Source organism: Arthrobacter sp. (assembly GCF_030540645.1).
GTDB lineage: Bacteria > Actinomycetota > Actinomycetes > Actinomycetales > Micrococcaceae > Specibacter.
In genome coordinates, this window is record NZ_JAUNVV010000004.1 from 1 (window position 1) to 18,895 (window position 18,895).

Genomic DNA, 18,895 nt, shown 5'->3' on the forward strand with positions numbered 1-18,895 from the left:
AGGTCCACGTAGTCGCGGCCGTCGGCGTCGGTCAGGTAGGCGCCCTTGGCGTTCACCATGAAGCGGGGCGTGCCACCCACCGAGCCAAAGGCGCGCACGGGTGAGTTCACCCCGCCAGGCATGAGGGTTTTGGCGCGGTCAAAAAGTTCCTGTGAGCTTGTCATGGGGATTCCTTTGGCTAACTGATGGAGGAAGAGCGGGGGAAGAGTTAGTTTTCGCGGAGCCAGCCGGCCAGCTCGGCCGCCCAGTACGTGAGGATCATGGTGGCCCCGGCGCGCTTGATGCTGAGCACCGACTCTTCGATGGCAGCGCGGCGGTTGATCCAGCCGTTGGCGGCGGCGGCCTCGATCATGGCGTATTCGCCAGAGATTTGGTAGGCGGCCACGGGCACGGGTGACATTGCTGCCACGTCAGCCAGGATGTCCAGGTAGCTCATGGCCGGCTTGACCATGACGATGTCGGCGCCTTCGGCCAAGTCCAGCTCCACCTCGTGGAGGGCTTCGCGGCGATTTCCGGAGTCCATCTGGTAGCTGCGGCGGTCCCCGTGCAGCTGCGAATCCACGGCTTCACGGAACGGGCCGTAGAACGCGGAGGCGTACTTCGCGGCGTAGGCCAACACTGCTACATCGGTGTAGCCGGCTTCATCCAGGGCGTCGCGGATCACGGCGACCTGGCCGTCCATCATGCCCGACGGCGCCACGACGTGCGCGCCTGCCGCGGCCTGGGCCACGCCCATTTTCGCGTAGATGTCCAAGGTGCCGTCGTTGTCCACATCGCCGGCTTCGTTGAGCACGCCACAGTGTCCGTGGTCGGTGAATTCGTCAAGGCACAAATCGCTCATGACCACCAGATCGTCACCCACCTCGGTGCGCACATCCCGAATGGCCTTGTTCAGCACGCCCAGCGGGTCAAGCCCTGCCGAACCCTGCGCGTCGCGCACGGCGGGAATGCCAAAGATCATGATGCCACCAAGGCCCAATTCGACGGCTTCGCGGGCGGCCGCCAGAAGGCTGGCCGTGGTGTGTTGCACGACGCCCGGCATGGACGTAATGGGGTTCGGCTCGCTCAAGTCCTCACGAATGAACACCGGCAGGATGAGCTCCGACGGTGCGAGCCGGTGCTCGGCGACGAGCCGGCGGATCGCTGCGGTGGTACGCAGGCGGCGTGGGCGGTGCTGGGGAAAACTCATGGTGTCTCCTGACGTGCTGCTGGTGAAAAATGTGGGCGGGCGTCGGCCAGTGCGGCCACGATTCCCTCCGGTGTGGGGTGTTGGGCCGTCGCGGCGATCCGCAGGCCAAGCCGCTGGGCTTCGACCCGCGTGGGCTGCCCGATCGCAATGAGCAGGCAGCTTTCCGGCAGCGGCGCCATGGTTTCGGCCACCCTGCGTGCGGCGCTTCCCGAGGCAAGCACGACGGCGTTCATGGCCCCCGCGCGGATCTCCACTGCCGCTTCGGCTGGGGTGAGGACGGGCGACTCGGCGATGGAGCCACATGACCGGCCCGCCAACGTGGAAGTTAGGCGGAGCTCCGGACGCGCAGGATAGTCCACCGTCCGGTAGGCCGTGACCACGTCCGTCGTCCAGCCGGCCGCCTCGATCCCTTCCACCAGGGTGGATGAGGCGAGGTTGGACTGCGGCAGCAGGACACGCGCACTGTCGATGTGCACCGTGCTGCCCTCCGGGCCGCTGTCCCTTGTGGCGGGCGGCCACAAAGTCACGAGGCCGGCAGCAGACTGCACATCAACAGGGGCCAAAACGGCGTGCACCCCTTCAGCTGCAAGCACGGCAACCGAGGTGGGGCCGATCGTGGCGACACGTGTCCCATCGGGAACGAGCTCAGCAAGGGTGGTCCCGGCCCCGTTGCACCACTGCTTCAAGGCGCGCACGGTGGTGATGGAGCTGAGCACAAGCCAGGCGTACTCCCCCGCTGCGAGGCTGCGAAGGGCTGCACCCAGGTCGTCTTGGTCTGTAACCTCAAAGTCGATGAGCGGCACCAGCACCGGCTCCGCACCGGCCGCAGCCAGTGCCTCGGCCAGCGCTCCGGCCCGGTCAGCAGAGCGAGTGACGGCCACACGCAAGCCAGCGAGCGATCCGGCCTGAGCCAGGTCCGGTGTTTCCGTAGGCGACGTCAGGGAGGCCGAGGCCGCCCGCGGCCGATTGGCCGGAAACTCGCCGAGGGAATGCCGGTCCTGGCCGGGCCCGCCGTCCACCTCGTCGGCGAAGGCGCCGTCGCCGGTTGAGCTCACTTGCTGGAGCCGGCCAAATCCGCCAGCTCGGCTGCGCCGGCGGCGAGCAGTTCTTCGGCCAGTCCAATGCCCAACAGTGTCGCTCCAACGGTGGTCAAGCCGTCGGTGGCCTTCTTCAGGCGTAGTGAGCGCGTGCCGTCGAGTGAAACCACCACGGTTTCCAGATGCAGCATGGAGCCCTTGCGGTACGCGAGGGCTCCGACAGGTGCTGCGCAGCCGGCTTCCAGACGCGCAAGGAGCGCACGCTCGGCGGTGACGGCCAGGCGGGTGTCGTGGTCGTCGACGGCGGCCAGGGACTGGCCCAGGACTCCCGTGAGCTCGGTGCTTTCGGTGCGGCATTCCAAGGCGAGAGCGCCTTGGCCGGGGGCCGGGAGCATGACCTCCGAGGACAGGAATTCGGTGACTGCCGGAAGCCTGCCGATGCGGGCTAGTCCCGCTGCTGCGAGGACGACGGCGTCGAGGTCACCAACCTTGCCGGGAACGGCTTCCTTCACAGGGTTTCCGGGCAGCCCGGGAACCCTCCCCAAACGGGTTTCGACGTTGCCGCGGATGTCCACGATCAACAGATCGGGACGTGCGGCCAGCAGCTGCGCCGCCCGCCGCGGCGAACCGGTGCCGACGGTGGCGCCCTGCGGGAGTTCAGCCAGCGTCAGGCCGTCCCGGGCGCACAGGGCGTCGCGGGCGTCGGCCCGAACCGGAATGGCACCCAGTGCCAGGCCCGGAACGGCCACTGTGGGCAGGTCTTTGAGCGAGTGCACTGCCACGTCCACGCGCCCGTCCAGGACGGCGGCGCGCAGCTCCGCGGCAAACACCCCTGTTCCGCCCATTTGGGACAGCGGGCCGGTCAGGACGTCGCCGTCGGTCTTGATCGCGATGATGTCTGCGTCAAAGCCGCCGACCGCACTGAGCTGGTCAACGATTTGTCCCGTTTGACTCAGGGCCAGTTTGCTTCCGCGGGTACCAATTTTCACACTCGAGGTTGTCATGAAGTCTGGGAACCGCCCTGGGCCGGGGATGCCCCACAGAGCGAGCCCACCGTGCTGCCCACTTCGGCAATGGCAGGCTTTTCGCCGCGGAAGTTGGCGCAGCAACCGGGGTTGCACACGTCGAACCACGGGCCGAGCTCCGTCATGGCGGGGCGTTCGGCGATGTGGTTCTCGATGGTCCGCTCACAGATCAAGTCCACAAGGCCCTCAACGAACTTTTGGTGCGTGCTCGGCGTGGGTGCACGGTCAAAGGCCAGGCCCAGTTCAGCGCACGTTTCCTTCGCTTCGGTGTCCAGGTCCCAGAGTACTTCCATGTGGTCGCTGATGAAGCCCAGCGGAACCACCACAACACCGGCGACACCGGCCGCGGGGAGTTCGGCGAGGGCGTCGTTGATGTCGGGTTCCAGCCACGGCACGTGGGGCGCGCCGGAGCGGGACTGGTACACCAGCGACCACTTCTGGTCGGGATCGACCCTCGCCATGATGGCTTCGGCGTTGGCAAGGTGCTGTGCCACGTAGGCTGAGTCCTGCTCGAAAACCAATGGCTGCAGTTCCGAACGGCCAGCAGCTTCTGCATCCCGGGTGGGGATGGAGTGGGTGGCGAACATGACGTGTACGGGTGCGTCGGCTTTTCCGGCAGCGGCCAGTTCCGCCTTGACCTTCGCCAGTGATGCTGCGGTTCCCTCGATGAAGGGCTCCACGAATCCTGGGTGGTCAAAATACTGGCGGATCTTGTCCACGGCCAGTTTGCCGTCAAGTCCCGTCTCCGTCAACGCAATGCCAATGTCCTCGCGGTACTGGCGGCAGCTGGAGTAGCAGGAGTAGACGCTGGTGGTGAGCATCAGCAGGCGGCGGTGTCCGGCGTCGTAGGCATCCTGCAGCACGGCGGGGATGTAGGGATCCCAGTTGCGGTTGCCCCAGAGCACGGGCAACTCGATGTTCCGGACGGCCAGCTCGGCTTCAAGAGCAGCCTTCAACGCACGGTTTTGGGCGTTGATGGGGCTGATGCCGCCGTTGGCGCGGTAGTGATGGCTGACTTCCTCCAGGCGCTCGTCCGGGATGCCGCGCCCGCGGGTGACGTTGCGCAGGAACGGAAGGACGTCGTCCTGGCCCTCGGGGCCGCCAAAGGAGGCGAGCAGGATGGCGTCGTACTGTGCGGGTTCAACTACTCGGTTGTTCATTTCAGGACCTCGGCGATCTCGGCAGCGGCGATGCGGCGGCCTGTGTAGAAGGGGATTTCGTCGCGCACGTGCAGGCGGGCGTCGGTGCCACGCAGGGTGCGCATCATATCAACCAAATCGGTCAGTTCGTCGGACTCTAGGCCCAGCAGCCACTCCCAGTCGCCCAGCGCGAAGGCCGAGACGGTATTGGCCAGGACCTGCGGGTAGTCCCGCCCCAGCATCCCGTGGTCGCGCAGCATGCGGCTACGGTCTTCCGCCGGAAGGATGTACCAGTCGTAGGAGCGCACGAACGGGTAGACGCACACCCAGCCCTTGGGTTCGTTCGGGCCCATGTAGCTGGGGCCATGGTTCTTGGCGAACTCAGCCTCGCGGTGCACACCCATGGCCGACCAGGCGATCTCGGTTGCGGCAAACAGTTCCAGCCTGCGGATGCTGCGCACGGCCCGCTGCAGGCCTTCCGCGTCGGCGCCCACCAGCCACACCATGATGTCTGCGTCGCTGCGCATGGCAGAAACGTCGTAAGCGCCGCGAACGGTGATGCTCTCCGCGGCCAAAGCAGCCACCAATTCCTCGAATTCGGCGACCGCCGAAGCGGTGCCTGCGAAGGATCCGGTCCGCTTGAAAACAGTCCACAGGGTGAACGGGGTTTCCGCGGGGCTTTTAGTGACAGATTGTGCGTTTGTGTGGCTCATGCGTACAAGTCTGCACCCAATCGTGACGAAATCTAAAACCGGCCTTCTCTACATGACGTAGAACGTGTGCAAGGTCACAGCCTCTTGGAGGCGTCCACCACGGCACGGATCTGCCGCCGGGTGCCGGAGACAACGGCCGCCAAGCCGTTTCCTGTCATCCATGCCCCTGTCAACACCAAGCCGGGGACGTCATTGGCCAAGGAATGGACGTGCGCGATCTTGTCATGATGCCCCACTGCAGCAAACGGCAGCGCACCCTGCCACCGGACCACGTCCGCACCCAACAGGTCAGCCTCGGTTATCTCCACGCCGAGCATGGTGGTGGCATCTGCCAGCGCCGTGGCGATCAAGTCACTTTCCGTGGGTGTGTTCGCGGTCAGCCGCACCGCATCGGCCGGTTTGGTCCCGGCACGGCCGTAGGACAAGCGCACCACGTGGGTTCCGGGCCCGGTGGAATCCGCCAACCAGTGCCATTTCGCGGTGGAGTGTGTGAGTGCCTTGGCCGTGATCGACTCCACGGATGGGGCCACAAGAACTCCTGTGCCGCGCGGGGCCGAATCCAGTTCGGGCACATCCACCACCAGCGTCACCAGACGAATGTCAGGTCCCGGGGCCGGAGTGAAGGGCAGCAGCTCGGGCATCTCCGGAGCCAGCAGCTTAACAGCCATAGGCCCGTCGGTGGCCATCACCAACAGCTTGGCGGCAAGATACCCGTGCGTTGTGCCGTGCTCCCATTCAACAATCCACGGTGAGGGCTCGCCGCCGTCGTACGTCGGTGTGGGGGCATCGTCGATGTCACCGCGGTAGATGGCCTTCACCTTGTGCCCGAGATGCATCGAAACACCGGCCTCCTGCAGCTTCACCACGAGGGCGTCCACCAGCGTGTGCATGCCCCCGACCAGCCCTCCCACTGCCGCCCCGGGCTTGCTGCCGCGGCCCCTGTCCCGCTGGGCAGCCACGGCCGCAGCCAGAGAGCCGTGGTCGCGAATGCCGGCGCGCAACCCGGGCGCCACCACGTCTACGTCCAGTAGTTCCGCACTGGCTGAATGCACTCCTGCCACCACGGGGGCGACAAGCCGTTCAAGAACCCGCTTGCCCATCCGCGCACGCACCAGGTCAGCCACGCTCATCGTGGCTTCGGTGGTGCCGATATTGACCGGCATTTTGGCGTCAAGGGCGGCACGCAGCACGCCCGAGGCGCCCAATGCCTGACGCACTTCCGGCGCACCCAGGTCCGAGGGGATGCCCAGCACGCCTGTGCGCGGCAGCGGCACGGGCCCGTCGGGCAGCCATACCCATGCCCCGGCCGGATTGGGTTCCACAACCTTGTCTCCCAACCCCAACTCTGCAGCAAGTTCGGACACCGCCGTGTTGCGCGTGGCAAACGATTCCGCACCCGAGTCAAGGACCACCCCGGCCACCTCGTGCCGGCCTACGCAGCCGCCCCAAGAGGCGGAGGCGTCGTAAACAGTGACCTTGAAGCCCGCTTCCTGCAAGTCCCAGGCCGCCAGCAGACCCGAAATGCCACCTCCCACCACAACCGTTTGGTAGGGGGCCGGGTGGCTCAGTGGTGTGAAGGCCTTGGCGGCCTTTCTGCGGTTTTCCATGGTGTCCTCTTTGTGGCAGGTGCAGGTGTCGCTGATGCAGGCTAGATGGAGTGGATCAGGTCCACAAGGCGGGTCAGGACGGCCGGGTCTGTTCCAGGCGGCACGCCATGACCCAAGTTCACCACATGCGAGGGCGCAGTGGAACCGGCCCGAACAACTTCACGGGCGTGTTGCTCCAGAACCTCCCACGGCGCACTGAGCAGGGCCGGATCAATATTTCCCTGCAACGGCACGGTGCCGCCGAGCCGGCGGTTGGCTTCATCCAGCGGGAGCCGGTAGTCAACGCCCATCACATCCACGCCCACATCATGCATGGCCCCGAGGAGTTCACTGGTTCCGGTGCCGAAATGGATGAGCGGCACGCCCAGGTCGCGGACGTGATCCAAGGCCCTGGACGACGCCGGCGCCACATGATTTGTGTAGTCGGCGAGTCCCAGCGACCCTGCCCAGGAATCGAAAAGCTGCGCGGCGCTGGCTCCGGCCTCAATCTGGGCTCGCAGGAATTTTCCCGAGGCGTCCGCAGCCCAGTTCATCAGTTCTGCCCAGAGCTCCGGCTGGGCATGCATCATGGTGCGGGGGCCGAGGTGGTCGCGCGAGGGGCGCCCTTCCACCATGTAGGCGGCCACGGTGAAGGGCGCACCTGCAAAACCGATGAGCGGGGTGCTGCCCAGCTCGGCCACCGTCAGGGCCACTGCCTCGCGGATTGGGTCAAGGGCTTCGTCCGTGAGCTCCGGCAGGGCTGCAATGTCTTTGGCAGTGCGGATGGGTGCATCCAGCACCGGGCCCACGCCCGGGACAATATCCACGCCAACGCCGGCGAGTTTCAGCGGGATGACGATGTCTGAGAAGAAGATGGCTGCGTCCACGTCGTGGCGCCGGACGGGCTGGAGCGTAATTTCCGCGGCCATGGCCGGCAAAAGGCAGGACTCAAGCATGGTGGTGCCTTCACGCAGCTTGCGGTACTCCGGCAGTGAGCGCCCTGCCTGGCGCATGAACCAGATGGGGCGGCGGCTTGGCGCACCTCCCCTGTAGGCCGTGATCAAAGGGGAGTTGGCCGTGCGGCCATCCATCAAGGGGTGGCTGGAGATCAGTGTCATGGCACCACCCTACAGAGCCAACTCAAACTGTTTTGTGGACAAACTGTCACCGCAAAGAGAGGACATGTTTACGGCCTTCTGTGAGCAGCATCACAAAATCTTAGTGACGCTTTGTTCCATCATGTCCATAAACCACCAGCTTGGGGGGCTACGATATTGGCATTGTGGTTCTATTCTCCCTCGTTGCTTCGCACAGCAGCATTGATCTGGAAACCGTTGCCCGCCTTAGCGCCGGGGCCGCGGCAGTCAGTGCTGAGATCATCCCACCGGAAAATGCAGTCACCGGGCTCATCACTTTGGCCACCTGCAACCGCTACGAACTGTATGTGCACGCCCGCAGCAGCGAGGACCTTGAGTCTGCCCGCAGCTCGCTGATCGAATCGATCAGCAGACATTCCGGACTTGCCGAACGGTACGTTGCAGCAGCGCTGTCCACCTTGGAGTCCGACGCTGTACCGCGGCACCTCTTCGCGGTGAGCACGGGCCTGGAATCTGCCGTGGTGGGTGAGCGTGAGATTGCCGGGCAGGTGCGCCGCGCGCTGAGCATCGCCCAGGAACAAGGCTCCACGACACCCTCCCTGGTGAGGCTTTTTCAGGCCGCAGCCAAGACTGCCAAGGATGTGGGCTCCCAAACGGCACTCGGACGCCGTGGCATGTCAATTGTGTCCGTTGCGTTGGATTTAGCCGCGGAACTGCAGGAACGTCCACTGGGCGGACTTGCCGGCAAGTCCGCCGTTCTTTTTGGCACCGGAGCGTACGCGGGAGCGGCCATGGCGCAGCTGGTGCAGCGCGGCTGTACCGACATTTCCATCTACTCCCCCTCCGGCCGCGCCGAAACCTTCACCGCTTCCCGCGGCGGCACGGCCCTGACCGAGGAATCATTACCGTTGGCCTTGTCCACCGCGTCGCTGCTGCTAGGCTGCAGCGGTTCAGACCATCAAGTGACGCGCACAGATCTGGCACAGGTGCGCCACAACGATTCACAGCAACTCACCGTCATCGACCTTGCCTTGAACCATGATTTTGCCGCCGATATCGACAGCCTGCCCGGGGTGGACTTAATGACTTTGGAAACTGTCCGTCAAGCCGCCCCGGCCGAAGAAGAATCCACGCTGTCGCAGGCTTCGTCACTCGTGGCAGCGGCGACAAGGGACTTTGAACGGGCCCAGAATTCCCGCTCCCTGGACCATGCCATCGTAGCGCTGCGCCGGCACACCATGGGTGTCCTTGACGATGAAATCGCGAAGGTGCGTAAACAGCACGGCTGCTCTGCTGCTACTGCTGAAGTGGAATTCGCCATGCGCCGCATGGTCAAGCAACTTCTTCATGTACCGACGGTCAGGGCTAAGGAACTCGCGGCAGCCGGGGACCCGGACAGTTATTTAGCGGCTCTAGACGCCCTATACGGGCTGAAGATCGACCCGGCTGTCATCGGCTCCACCCTGACTCAAAGCCTTGATCCGAACGAAGCCGCAGGTTAACCGAACGCGTTGACGCCCGTCAGTTCCGCAGACAGTGTCCAGAGCCTCCGGGCACTGTCCGGATCCACCGCGTGCTCGTCCACACCGGCAAATCGGGCAAACTCCGACTCCGGGTCGGTGGGACTGGCAATGTCGCAGTCCTCGCAGTACACCCCTCCCCTTCCGTCCAGCAGCGGCGAAGTTGCCGCCCACACCGACGTTGCTGCCCCTTGTTCCGCAGATTTAAACCCATCTTTGAGCTTCCCGGTGTCATCCATCCACCCTGCCGCCACCATTTCCTCGTTTGTGAGGTGGCGCTGGAGCCCGGTCATGATGCCTCCGGGGTTCACGGCAAAGGCCCGCACTCCATAGTCCGTGCCCTTCGCGTCCAGTTCCACGGCGAACAGGCTGTTGGCAGTTTTCGCCTGCCCGTAAGCCTGCCACTTGTCATAGCCACGCGTGAATTGGGGATCATCAAAATGGATGCCGGACACTTTGTGCCCCGTGGAGGACAAAGCCACCACGCGAGCCCCGCCGTCGGCTAGCACCGGCCACAACTCGTTGACCAGGGTGAAGTGCCCCAGATGGTTGGTGGCAAACTGCGCTTCCCAGCCCGGACCCACCCTCGTTTCCGGGCATGCCATGATGGCGGCATTGTTGATGAGAATATCCAGACGATTTCCCGTGGCCACGTACTCGCGGGCAAACTCCTTGACGCTGGCCTGCACACCCAAGTCCATGTCGAACACTTCGACCCCGCCGAGGTCTGCTGCCGCCAGCACCCCCCGGGCATGATCGGGGCGGCGTGCCGGAACATAAACCCGCACCCCGACGCTGGCCAGCGCACGGACCGTTTCCAATCCCAGCCCGGAGTAGCCGCCCGTCACAATGGCAACACATCCGGAAAGATTCATTCCCTCCACAACGGCCGCCGCAGCGGTGTAGTGCCCAAATCCCGAAGCGAGCGGTTGCTGTGGTGTTGGTTGTTGTCCGGTGTGGTTCAAGATGCGCCTCTTTAGTGAGTGCCGGCCCCAGAATTGTGAGGAAGGCCTACTAAGAAATTTACTCCGATGCAGCGATTTTGTCGTTGGGCGAACAGACAAGTTTCCATGGCTACTTCAGAGCCCAAAGATGGCAACGTCCGCTGTTCGCGAGGTTCTTTCTCCACGGATATGCCCACGCCGCCTTCCCACTCTTCACGGGCAAGACCGGGAAGAAGACGTGGACACCGACTGATTGGAATCAGTGGGCGCTTGAGGACTCGATACGGTCAATCCGCCAAAAATCTGCTTATTTGCAAAAATACAAATATCAATCGAACTTTAGTACGCAGAGCAATAAGCCCCCATCCAAGGTGACTGCACACTAAGTCGAACTAAGTGCAATATAACCGGTCAGGCCATATCGAGTACCAAGTGGCGTATCACGCAGCGAGTATCTTCCAAGCAGAACTGTGATCCACCTGCCTTGAGTACTCAGCCCAAGACTCATGCGATTATACCTGTCAAATTAAAGAAACTGACAATTGATTGTCAAATTTTGTCACAAACAAACATAACAGTTTGCGCGAAAAAATTCATGGCACAGAATTCCAACAAACCTTCTTCAGTCATAAACATTGTCCGAGCCGGCAGAAAATTTCAGCAGAAACCTCGGCAACACAAGCATACAGGCCCTTTGGGGCCAGGCTGCCCCCGAATCTGGCGTCCCCTCAGAACTTTGACAGGGCATACAAATACATGCACTGAGCCCAAATCTGCCCTCCCTGTCCAATGTGTGATTTCAGCGGTTAATGTTTTGCTTTGTGGTCTAAAAAACCGGAATTTGACTACGTATGTGAGATTTAAAATAGGGCTTGTCAAATATAGTCATTTCATTTACCCTAAATCATTATTATAAACGTGATTATAAATGTATTATTACCATTTGAGATATGTACATAACCGAATATTTGCCCTAACATGAATGACGTAATGACAATTCCAATATTTAATTACCCCCGGCGGTGATCATTACTCCCGCCGCCTTTGTAAGGAGAATCATCATGGCTGGCGAACTTTCAACACAACTGCAGGACTTGGATGGAAACGGGGCAGGTTCATCTGCTGAAACAACCTCCTCAACATCCACAACGGGCTCGAACGGGCACGGGTCAGTCCACTCCGCATTCAGCGTCGATCTCTCCCAAGACCCGCTGATGCTCGTCCCCGCAGGCTTGTTCGGCAACATCGTTGGCAGCTTGGCCGGCACCATCGGAAAGGAGGTCGGTGGATGGTTCGGGCAGAAGGCCCTGGGTCACGCCGTTGGTTCTGCCGCGGGCCCGTTGATCAAACACTTTTCCCCATTCCAGATCCTCCCACCGCAGGCTGCCGTGAACGACGCGGGACCCGAGGAAGCCCTCATGGTTGTGCCTGCCGGGTTCTTGACTGGCCTGCTCGGCGGTGTCGGAGGAAAAATCATTGGCACGGCAGTAGGCGGCCTGTTTGGGAACAAGAAGCTCGGAGGCCAGATCGGTTCCGGTACCGGCGGGGCGCTGGGCTCAATCTTTGGCCCGTTCGAAGTTGTCGCACCCCAGCTGGCGCCACAGTCCAGCGGTCCTCAAAACGACCAGTTGGATCACATCCAGGACGCCATGGTGTTGGTGCCGGCTGGATGGCTGGGCCACCTGTTCGGTGGCATCAGTGGCGGGGTTGGCCAGATCATCGGCGGTGACACCGGCAAGGCCGTCGCTCATCTTGGGGGTGCCGTAGGGAAACTGCTGCCATGGCAGGCAGTCCCGCCGGAGCTGGCCCCGGCCTCAACCGGTCCTGACGGCGGGGCCTCCAATGAGGAACTCATCGTGGTACCGGCTGGTTGGCTTGGCAACCTTGCTTCGTCATTTGCCGGAACCATCGGGTCCTATGCTGGCCGCAAGCTTCTGAACAACGCCGGAGTCGGCCGGCAGCTTGGTGAGGCCGCTTCCCCACTCCTTCGGATGATCCCGTACTCAGTGGTCCCCGAAGAGCTGCAGCCGCAATCCACGGGCCCCGATGCGGACAACCCAGAAGACAAGCTCGTGTACGTCCCGGCATCGATGCTCGGAGGACTGCTTGGCAGCTTCGGCGGACTCGTGAGCAAGTCAGTAACGAATGGCGGGCGCAACAACGCCACCGTCGCCGGGGCTGCCGATGAACTCAAAAAGTTCAGCCCTTTCCAAGTCCTGCCCATCGGCGCCAGCGCCTAATTCGAAGGAGACTGCAAGATGGCATTCACCTGGAACCGACCGAACTCATCTGACCAGACCGTGGCCCTGGCTACAGCTGCTGTGAGCGCTGCAGCCGGGGGCGAGCCCGGAGTAACGGAGGCAGACCGAGAGCAGCTGGGCTCTTTGTTGGTTGGCTTCTACACGTACCTCAAGACCAACGCTCCCTCCTTTCCCGAGCTGGCTCCTGCAGTTCAGGAAATGCACTCCGCCGTGGCTGCCTACCATTCCGGGCAGTCCCAAGACCCGTTTGGGCCGATCAAAAAAGTGCACGCCAGCATCGCTGCACAACGGCGTAACAATCCGATCATTCCCAAACCCTAGGTAATCGGAGGCCACCACTCGTGTCAGTCCATGTCAAGCGATACATCGTCGGGGGTGATCCCCGTCTGATCAAGCCATTTCTCGGTCTCTTCACTGCGGACTCCACAATGATCGTGCACTCGGTAGTCCGTGATGGCCGGGGTGACCCGGAACGACTGGTCGTCTCCATGGACCCGGCCCGGGCCGCCGCCTTCGAGGCGGCGCTCGGGCCAGCGATCATCATCGAACCTGACGAACTACTCAACCCCCTAGGCGGCACCTGATGTCAGCAAAACAGAACGACAACCCACTGCTTCCCGCCCGTGCAAGAACATTCCTGCTGGCCAAGGACAACACTGTTTTGTCCCCGGCTAGCGTCGGCTCTCTCGATTTCGACTTCGTGATCGAACAACTGGAGGCTGACCCGGACGTGGAAATCCAACAACGGCTCACTCCGCGCACCTTCAGAGCCCAAGTCCTGGGCACTTCTATCACAGACAAAATCGTAGTTGCCACGATCCCTGAGCAGACAGTTGCGAATCTGATTAGGCACCCGCAAGTGCTCGTGGAGGAGGACAGCTTCATCCTGCCCCAACCTGCCGCAAGTTCGGTCCAGGAAATCGACCCCGGGCTGCTTAGCCCGTTCGGCACCACCACAACGTGGACCATTGTCCTCACTGGTTCCGGGCAGCAACCGGTCGCAGGGGCCACCGTTTACCTCTATGGCAGCGGCACTCCGGCCCAAGGACGCACCGACTCGGCCGGGTCTGTCACACTCAGTCTGCTCAACGAGTCCGACTCCACGATCCGGGCAATCTACATCAACCCACAAGCCGACTACTGGTCGGCATGGATCGACCGGCCACAACTGACCAGTGGTGCCACCACCACGATCCCGTTGGCTCCGCTATCCGATTCCTTCCCCGGATTCCCCGACTCCGAACTCATTGGCTGGGGACAACGAGCCATGCGGTTGGACCAGGTTCCGGCCACTTTCACCGGTAGAGGCATCAAGGTCGCAGTCGTTGACTCCGGAGCAGCCGCACTCACCCACCCCGACTTGACCGACATGCGTGAGGGCATCGATCTGACAAGCACGCCGAGCAACTATGAACAATGGAAAGACGACACCATCGCCCACGGGTCGCACTGCAGCGGCATCATCGCTGGAGCTCAGAACGGCGGCGGAGTGAAGGGATTCGCCCCAGAGGCGGAAATGCACCAGGCACGGATATTCCCGGGCGGACGCATCAGCAGCCTCATCGACGCCGTTGACTACTGCATTGATCAGGGGATCGATGTCGTCAACATGAGTCTGGGCACTGGGGGAAGCTCGCAGATCATGTTGCAGAAGCTAGCCCAGGCCAAGGAACTAGGTGTTGCCTGCATCGTAGCTGCAGGCAACACCGGTGGGGACGTGCAGTTTCCCGGAACCTCGCCTGACGTGCTCACCGTCGCGGCGATTGGCAAAAACGACGAGTTCCCTGAATCCAGCTACCATGCCCAACAACGCTGGAAGAACGGTCAGGACGACCTCGGGTTCTTTTCCGCCCAGTTCTCCTGCCACGGCGAACGGATCGACGTGTGTGGGCCAGGGGTCGCGGTCGTGTCCTCGGTGCCACCCAGTGGGTTCGCCGCATGGGACGGCACATCCATGGCCACCCCTCACATCGCCGGACTCGCAGCCCTCGTTTTGGGTCACCACCCCGACTTCCAATCCGGTCCCTTGCAACACAAAGGCGCAGCTCGCGTCGATCGCCTGTTCGACCTGCTGAAGTCCTCATCCACCCCTCTGCAGTTTGGTGATCCACAACGATCCGGGGCAGGGCTCCCCGACTCCATGCGTGCGCTTGGACTGGAGCAAAACGGCCAGACAGGAACCTCAGCAGTGTCCCAAGACACCGCAGTGCAAACCGCACTGGCCCAACTCAACAAGGAACTAATTGCAGCCGGCCTTCTCGCAGAAGTCATGAACATGGAGCCACCCGCCGCCAACACCGGACAGACCGTCCAACGCGAGCTCGAGGAGGTGCGCGCCCGCATGCTCAACGCGAGCCTGTCCGTCGCCTAGCCCGCGGCGTTCACCCGATCAGGGCTGGCGTGGAACCTCTCCCCCAGCCCTGATCTTCCCTCAATGCTTCTGCTTCATAATAAAAACGGAGGCCAGAAACAAAAATTTACCCCCGTGCAGCGGGTTAGTCGCTGGCCGCCCACGCGTCCATGCCGCCGTCAAGATGCACGACGTCGGCGAAACCGGCTGTGCGCAGGCTCGCCAGTGCCTGGGCCGAGCGCGTGCCGGCCTTGCAGTGCAGCACCAGTGGAACGCCGCGCGGCACTTGACCCAGCGCCGTTCCGTCCTTGATGCCTGCCAGCGGAATCAGCACCGAACCGGGTATCCGCACGATCTCAAATTCCACCGGTTCCCGCACGTCTATCAAAACAAAGTCGTCGCTGCCCTGCTCTCGCCCGGCCAAGCGTTCGGCGAGCCTTCCGACAGAGATGAGGTCGGCGTCGTCCTCGTCGTGCGCAACAATGCCGCAGAAGACCTCGTAGTCCACAAGCTCGGTGATGGGCGACGCCTCCGGGTCCTTGGCGATCCGAATTTCACGCCACCGCGACGTCAACGCATCGAACACGAGCAGGCGCCCAAGAAGACTCTGCCCAATGCCCGTGATGAGCTTGACGGCTTCTGTGACCATCATGGCCCCGATGGAGGCACACAGCATGCCGAACACTCCGCCCTCTGCACACGAGGGCACGGTGCCGGGGGCCGGCGGCTCGGGGTACAAATCGCGGTAATTGGGGCCGAACCTGTCCCAAAACACGCTGACCTGGCCATCAAAGCGCAGGATGGATCCCCACACGTAGGGCTTGCCCAGCAGTGCAGCCGCATCATTGACGAGGTAGCGGGTGGCAAAGTTGTCCGCCCCGTCCAGGATGATGTCATAGTCGGCAAAGAGGCCCAGTGCGTTGGAGGAATCCAGGCGCACGTGGTGCAACACCACGTTCACGCCCGGGTTGATGTCAAGGATGGAGTCCTTGGCCGATTCAAGCTTGGTGCGGCCAATATCCGCCACCCCGTGGATCACCTGGCGCTGCAGGTTGCTCAACTCCACGACGTCGTCGTCGATGATGCCCAGCGTTCCCACGCCTGCCGCAGCCAAATACAACAATGCCGGGGAACCGAGCCCGCCGGCGCCGATCACCAGGACGCGGGCGTTGCGCAGCCGGCGCTGCCCTTCCAACCCAATTTCCGGAATCAGGGCATGGCGTGAATACCGTTCTAGTTCCTCAGCGGCCAGCGGTGGGCCCGGCTCCACCAGCGCCGGCAGACGGGTGGCAGTCGTGGTGTTCAAGGACGGAATGAGGGAAACCATACTTCTTAATCTAGTCCTGCTTGCAGCCTATGGCGCATTGCCCGCGAGTAGACTGACACAAAACAGCCCAGCAGCACCTGGGGGCAATGGAAAGAAAGGCTGCTGTAATGAGTTTGGAACCGTCTGCCAAGGAACGTGCCGTCACCAAAAGCGCGCCGACCCGGCTGCCCCGCGATGAACGCCGCGCACAACTGCTGTCCGCCGCTTTGGAAGTTTTCGTCAACCATGGTTACCACGGTGCGGCCATGGATGAAATTGCCGAGACCGCCAAGGTCAGCAAGCCCGTGCTGTACCAGCACTTCCCCGGTAAACGGGAACTGTACTTGGCGCTGCTGGACAGCCATCTTGAGTCTTTGACGTCCATGCTCGTGGATGCGTTGAACTCAACCACGGACAACAAGTTGCGCGTCCAGGCCACCATGAAGGCGTATTACACGTTCATGGCCAACGACGATCAGGCCCACAGGCTGGTTTTTGAATCCGACCTCGTCAACGACCCCGATGTGGCCGCCCGGCTGGAAAAATTCAATGCGAACTATGCCGATGCGATTGGCCAGGTCATTGCGGAGGACACCAAGCTCTCCCCCGTTGAGGCGACCCTGCTGGGACGCGCCTTGGCGGGCATGGCCCAGGTCAGCGCCCGCTATTGGCTCGAGGCCAGGGACAATATTGACATCGATGTGGCCAGCGATCTGGTTTATCGTTTAGCTTGGCGCGGAATTAGCCGCTTCCCCAAAGAATCCTGAGCCGCTGCCCCTACAGTGGTTTGTACATACCTTTATCGCAAGTTTGCACCAAGGAGACAACAGTGGAAATTAAGATCGGCGTCCAAAACGTAAGCCGTGAAATCGTTCTTGAATCCGAGCAGAGCGCTGATGACGTGGCGGCCTTGGTGACTGAAGCATTGGACAAGGGAACTGCGCTTCGTCTTAAAGACGAAAAGGGCCGACTGTTGATTGTTCCCGGAAATGCCCTGGGGTACGTTGAATTGGGTGGCGAGAAGGCCCGCAGCGTCGGGTTCGGCGCCCTCTAAGAGCCCCAACCCTTTAGCTGGATAAAAGAGAGACGAATTTTCATGGTCGCGTTGGTTATCATTGCCCTTTGTTCCGGTGCCCTGGGTGCCATCGCCTGGGCAGTGGACAAGTACCGCAGTACATTCGGCGCAGTGCTTCCTGCCGGTGCGGCCGTGGTGGCATCGTTGCTTGTCTGGATCATCACCATGGCCGTGGGCTTGGGCAACGACAGCTCCACCGCTTGGATCCCATGGATTTTCTCCATCGTGGTCGGTGGCGCCGCAGCGTGGGCCACAGCAGGCTTTGTGGGCCGTGCGCGCCACACACAGCTGGTGCAGCAGGCCAACGCGATCTTGCACATGCAGTAGTCGAACCGGATAAACGCACCTTCGCCGCATATACGTGCTTCGGTACATGCCGATAAGCGGCGAAGGTGCGTTTATGCTGTTATCCATGTGCCGCGACGGCGCCGGCCTCCTGTGCTGCAGCTGAAATCCCGCGCGCCAGGGCGATGTCGCGGGCGGTGACCTGCCCTCCGGCGTCGTGCGAGCTCGTCGCAATGATCAAGGTGTCATAGCGCCAGTCCACGTCGGGATGGTGGTTCGCCTGCTGGGCCAACTCCCCGATGGCGGCAAACAGCGCCAAGGCAGCGGCCGACGTCGGACATTTCAGTTCCGTGCGCAGCTCACCTGCGTAGCGCCACAGCGGCAGGGTGGCCAGTTCAGCGTCGATCTTGCTGCGTGTCAGTACATCATCGGGAACAGCCATGGCAGGCTCCTTCGCCCAGTCCTTGCAGCCGTGTCTGCACGGCCACCTCTTTATACGTCGGGGCGTCCCTCCATGGCCGAGGACGCCAGTGCATGCTGGCGCTTGGGAATGCGTCCGCCCTGTGCTGCCAGTCTGCCACCAATCACGGCGTGTTTAAAGGCCTTCGCCATGAGCACGGGATTCTGGGCGCGCGTCACGGCGGTGGCCAGCAGTACCGCGTCACAGCCCAGTTCCATGGCCAGGGCGGCGTCGGATGCCGTGCCGATTCCGGCGTCAAGAACTACGGGGACGCTGGCGCGTGCAACGATCAGTTCAATGTTGTGCGGGTTCAAGATGCCCAGCCCGGTGCCGATGGGCGCACCGAGTGGCATGACGGCAGCTGCTCCGAGCTGTTCCAGGCGCAGGGCCAGGACGGGATCGTCGTTGGTGTAGGCGAACACCTTGAATCCGCGATTCACCAACTGTTCAGTGGCCTCCACGAGTTCCAGCGCATCCGGGAGAAGCGTGTGTTCATCGGCGATGACTTCCAGTTTCACCCAATCAGTTTCCAGCGCCTCGCGGGCCAGCTCGGCCGTCATGACGGCTTCGCGGGCCGTGAAGCAGCCGGCCGTGTTGGGCAGGACCTTGATGTTGTTTTCAAGCAGCAGCGCGAACAGGTTCGTGTCGGCGCTGCCCGCTCCGTCCACGGAGTAGCGGCGCATGGCCACCGTGGTCAACTCGGTGCCCGAGGCGATGAGTGCAGCGCCCAGCCCGGCCAAGCTCGGTGCCCCGCCCGTACCCATGATGAGGCGCGAGCCCAACGCGACGCCGTCAATGACAAGCGCATCGTCGCTCACCGCGTCGTTGACCAGAGCGTCGTTGCGGACAAGGGATTCAGTCATGGCATTTCACTTTCGGCAGGTGGTGGGTTGAGGTTTGCAGCATGG

Annotated in this window: 19 protein-coding genes and 1 pseudogene; 8 read left to right on the top strand and 12 right to left on the bottom strand. The window is 62.4% G+C overall.

From position 1 onward, the window contains the following. The 8 genes and pseudogenes from Q4P21_RS01455 to hemE all read right to left on the bottom strand — a co-directional run. A pseudogene (locus tag Q4P21_RS01455) lies at positions 1 to 164 on the bottom strand (aspartate aminotransferase family protein); the annotation flags it as partial. A gap of 44 nt (positions 165 to 208) precedes the next feature. After that, the gene (gene hemB, locus Q4P21_RS01460; protein WP_303387094.1) at positions 209 to 1,189 is read right to left on the bottom strand and encodes a porphobilinogen synthase; all 981 of its coding nucleotides are present in this window, start codon (positions 1,187 to 1,189) and stop codon (positions 209 to 211) included. After that, positions 1,186 to 2,244, bottom strand: a complete 1,059-nt coding sequence (locus Q4P21_RS01465; protein WP_369598837.1) for a uroporphyrinogen-III synthase — start codon at positions 2,242 to 2,244, stop codon at positions 1,186 to 1,188. Before Q4P21_RS01465 ends, hemB begins: the two co-directional genes overlap by 4 nt. Then, positions 2,241 to 3,230: a hydroxymethylbilane synthase gene (gene hemC, locus Q4P21_RS01470; protein ID WP_303387095.1), complete on the bottom strand. Its 990-nt coding sequence runs from the start codon at positions 3,228 to 3,230 to the stop codon at positions 2,241 to 2,243. The genes Q4P21_RS01465 and hemC overlap by 4 nt, the downstream gene beginning before the upstream one ends. Next, positions 3,227 to 4,411 carry a ferrochelatase gene (locus Q4P21_RS01475; protein ID WP_303387096.1) on the bottom strand — a complete coding sequence of 395 codons (1,185 nt, stop codon included), beginning with the start codon at positions 4,409 to 4,411 and terminating at the stop codon, positions 3,227 to 3,229. The genes hemC and Q4P21_RS01475 overlap by 4 nt, the downstream gene beginning before the upstream one ends. Further along, positions 4,408 to 5,103 (bottom strand): hydrogen peroxide-dependent heme synthase, encoded by a 696-nt coding sequence (hemQ, locus tag Q4P21_RS01480; RefSeq protein WP_303387097.1) that lies wholly within the window; start codon positions 5,101 to 5,103, stop codon positions 4,408 to 4,410. Before hemQ ends, Q4P21_RS01475 begins: the two co-directional genes overlap by 4 nt. 74 nt (positions 5,104 to 5,177) lie before the next feature. Continuing rightward, positions 5,178 to 6,710, bottom strand: coding sequence for a protoporphyrinogen oxidase (gene hemG, locus Q4P21_RS01485; protein WP_303387098.1), 1,533 nt, complete (start codon positions 6,708 to 6,710; stop codon positions 5,178 to 5,180). Between the two features lie 41 nt (positions 6,711 to 6,751). Continuing rightward, positions 6,752 to 7,807, bottom strand: a complete 1,056-nt coding sequence (gene hemE, locus Q4P21_RS01490; RefSeq protein ID WP_303387099.1) for a uroporphyrinogen decarboxylase — start codon at positions 7,805 to 7,807, stop codon at positions 6,752 to 6,754. Positions 7,808 to 7,947: 140 nt separating this feature from the next. On the opposite strand from hemE, the gene Q4P21_RS01495 reads away from it, so the two are divergent. Further along, complete coding sequence (locus Q4P21_RS01495; protein ID WP_303387100.1) at positions 7,948 to 9,288, top strand: glutamyl-tRNA reductase; 1,341 nt, start codon at positions 7,948 to 7,950, stop codon at positions 9,286 to 9,288. On the opposite strand, the gene Q4P21_RS01500 is transcribed toward Q4P21_RS01495, so the two are convergent. Continuing rightward, on the bottom strand, positions 9,285 to 10,271 hold the full coding sequence (locus tag Q4P21_RS01500) for an SDR family NAD(P)-dependent oxidoreductase (protein WP_303387101.1): 987 nt from the start codon (positions 10,269 to 10,271) through the stop codon (positions 9,285 to 9,287). The two genes, Q4P21_RS01495 and Q4P21_RS01500, sit on opposite strands and share 4 nt — an antisense overlap. Positions 10,272 to 11,311: 1,040 nt before the next feature. On the opposite strand from Q4P21_RS01500, the gene Q4P21_RS01505 reads away from it, so the two are divergent. From Q4P21_RS01505 to Q4P21_RS01520, 4 genes are read left to right on the top strand one after another with little or no spacing between them, the layout of a single operon-like run. Continuing rightward, positions 11,312 to 12,490: a hypothetical protein gene (locus tag Q4P21_RS01505; RefSeq protein WP_303387102.1), complete on the top strand. Its 1,179-nt coding sequence runs from the start codon at positions 11,312 to 11,314 to the stop codon at positions 12,488 to 12,490. An 18-nt stretch (positions 12,491 to 12,508) separates the two neighbouring features. Then, complete coding sequence (locus tag Q4P21_RS01510) at positions 12,509 to 12,832, top strand: hypothetical protein (protein ID WP_303387103.1); 324 nt, start codon at positions 12,509 to 12,511, stop codon at positions 12,830 to 12,832. A 20-nt stretch (positions 12,833 to 12,852) separates the two neighbouring features. Further along, the gene (locus tag Q4P21_RS01515) at positions 12,853 to 13,095 is read left to right on the top strand and encodes a hypothetical protein (RefSeq protein ID WP_303387104.1); all 243 of its coding nucleotides are present in this window, start codon (positions 12,853 to 12,855) and stop codon (positions 13,093 to 13,095) included. Further along, the gene (locus Q4P21_RS01520; RefSeq protein ID WP_303387105.1) at positions 13,095 to 14,882 is read left to right on the top strand and encodes a S8 family serine peptidase; all 1,788 of its coding nucleotides are present in this window, start codon (positions 13,095 to 13,097) and stop codon (positions 14,880 to 14,882) included. The genes Q4P21_RS01515 and Q4P21_RS01520 overlap by 1 nt, the downstream gene beginning before the upstream one ends. A 124-nt stretch (positions 14,883 to 15,006) precedes the next feature. Here Q4P21_RS01520 and moeB read toward each other — a convergent pair whose 3' ends face one another. Beyond that, positions 15,007 to 16,188: a molybdopterin-synthase adenylyltransferase MoeB gene (gene moeB / locus Q4P21_RS01525; RefSeq protein WP_303387106.1), complete on the bottom strand. Its 1,182-nt coding sequence runs from the start codon at positions 16,186 to 16,188 to the stop codon at positions 15,007 to 15,009. A 107-nt stretch (positions 16,189 to 16,295) separates the two neighbouring features. Here moeB and Q4P21_RS01530 point away from each other — a divergent pair, with 107 nt between their 5' ends. The 3 genes from Q4P21_RS01530 to Q4P21_RS01540 all read left to right on the top strand — a co-directional run bounded on the left by Q4P21_RS01530 (position 16,296) and on the right by Q4P21_RS01540 (position 17,569). Further along, a complete protein-coding gene (locus tag Q4P21_RS01530) occupies positions 16,296 to 16,934 on the top strand; it encodes a TetR/AcrR family transcriptional regulator (RefSeq protein ID WP_303387107.1) in 639 nt (212 codons plus the stop codon). A 62-nt stretch (positions 16,935 to 16,996) separates the two neighbouring features. Then, positions 16,997 to 17,221 (top strand): DUF3107 domain-containing protein, encoded by a 225-nt coding sequence (locus Q4P21_RS01535; protein ID WP_207343907.1) that lies wholly within the window; start codon positions 16,997 to 16,999, stop codon positions 17,219 to 17,221. Positions 17,222 to 17,263: 42 nt separating this feature from the next. Next, positions 17,264 to 17,569 (top strand): hypothetical protein, encoded by a 306-nt coding sequence (locus Q4P21_RS01540; protein ID WP_207343908.1) that lies wholly within the window; start codon positions 17,264 to 17,266, stop codon positions 17,567 to 17,569. Positions 17,570 to 17,648: 79 nt separating this feature from the next. Here the strand turns inward: Q4P21_RS01540 and Q4P21_RS01545 are convergent, their stop codons facing one another. Together Q4P21_RS01545 and Q4P21_RS01550 are read right to left on the bottom strand one after the other, a co-directional pair. Beyond that, on the bottom strand, positions 17,649 to 17,969 hold the full coding sequence (locus Q4P21_RS01545) for a 4a-hydroxytetrahydrobiopterin dehydratase (protein WP_303387108.1): 321 nt from the start codon (positions 17,967 to 17,969) through the stop codon (positions 17,649 to 17,651). A gap of 50 nt (positions 17,970 to 18,019) precedes the next feature. After that, entirely contained in the window at positions 18,020 to 18,850 is an 831-nt protein-coding gene (locus Q4P21_RS01550; protein ID WP_303387109.1) for a thiazole synthase, read from the bottom strand. Between the last annotated feature and the right edge of the window lie 45 nt (positions 18,851 to 18,895).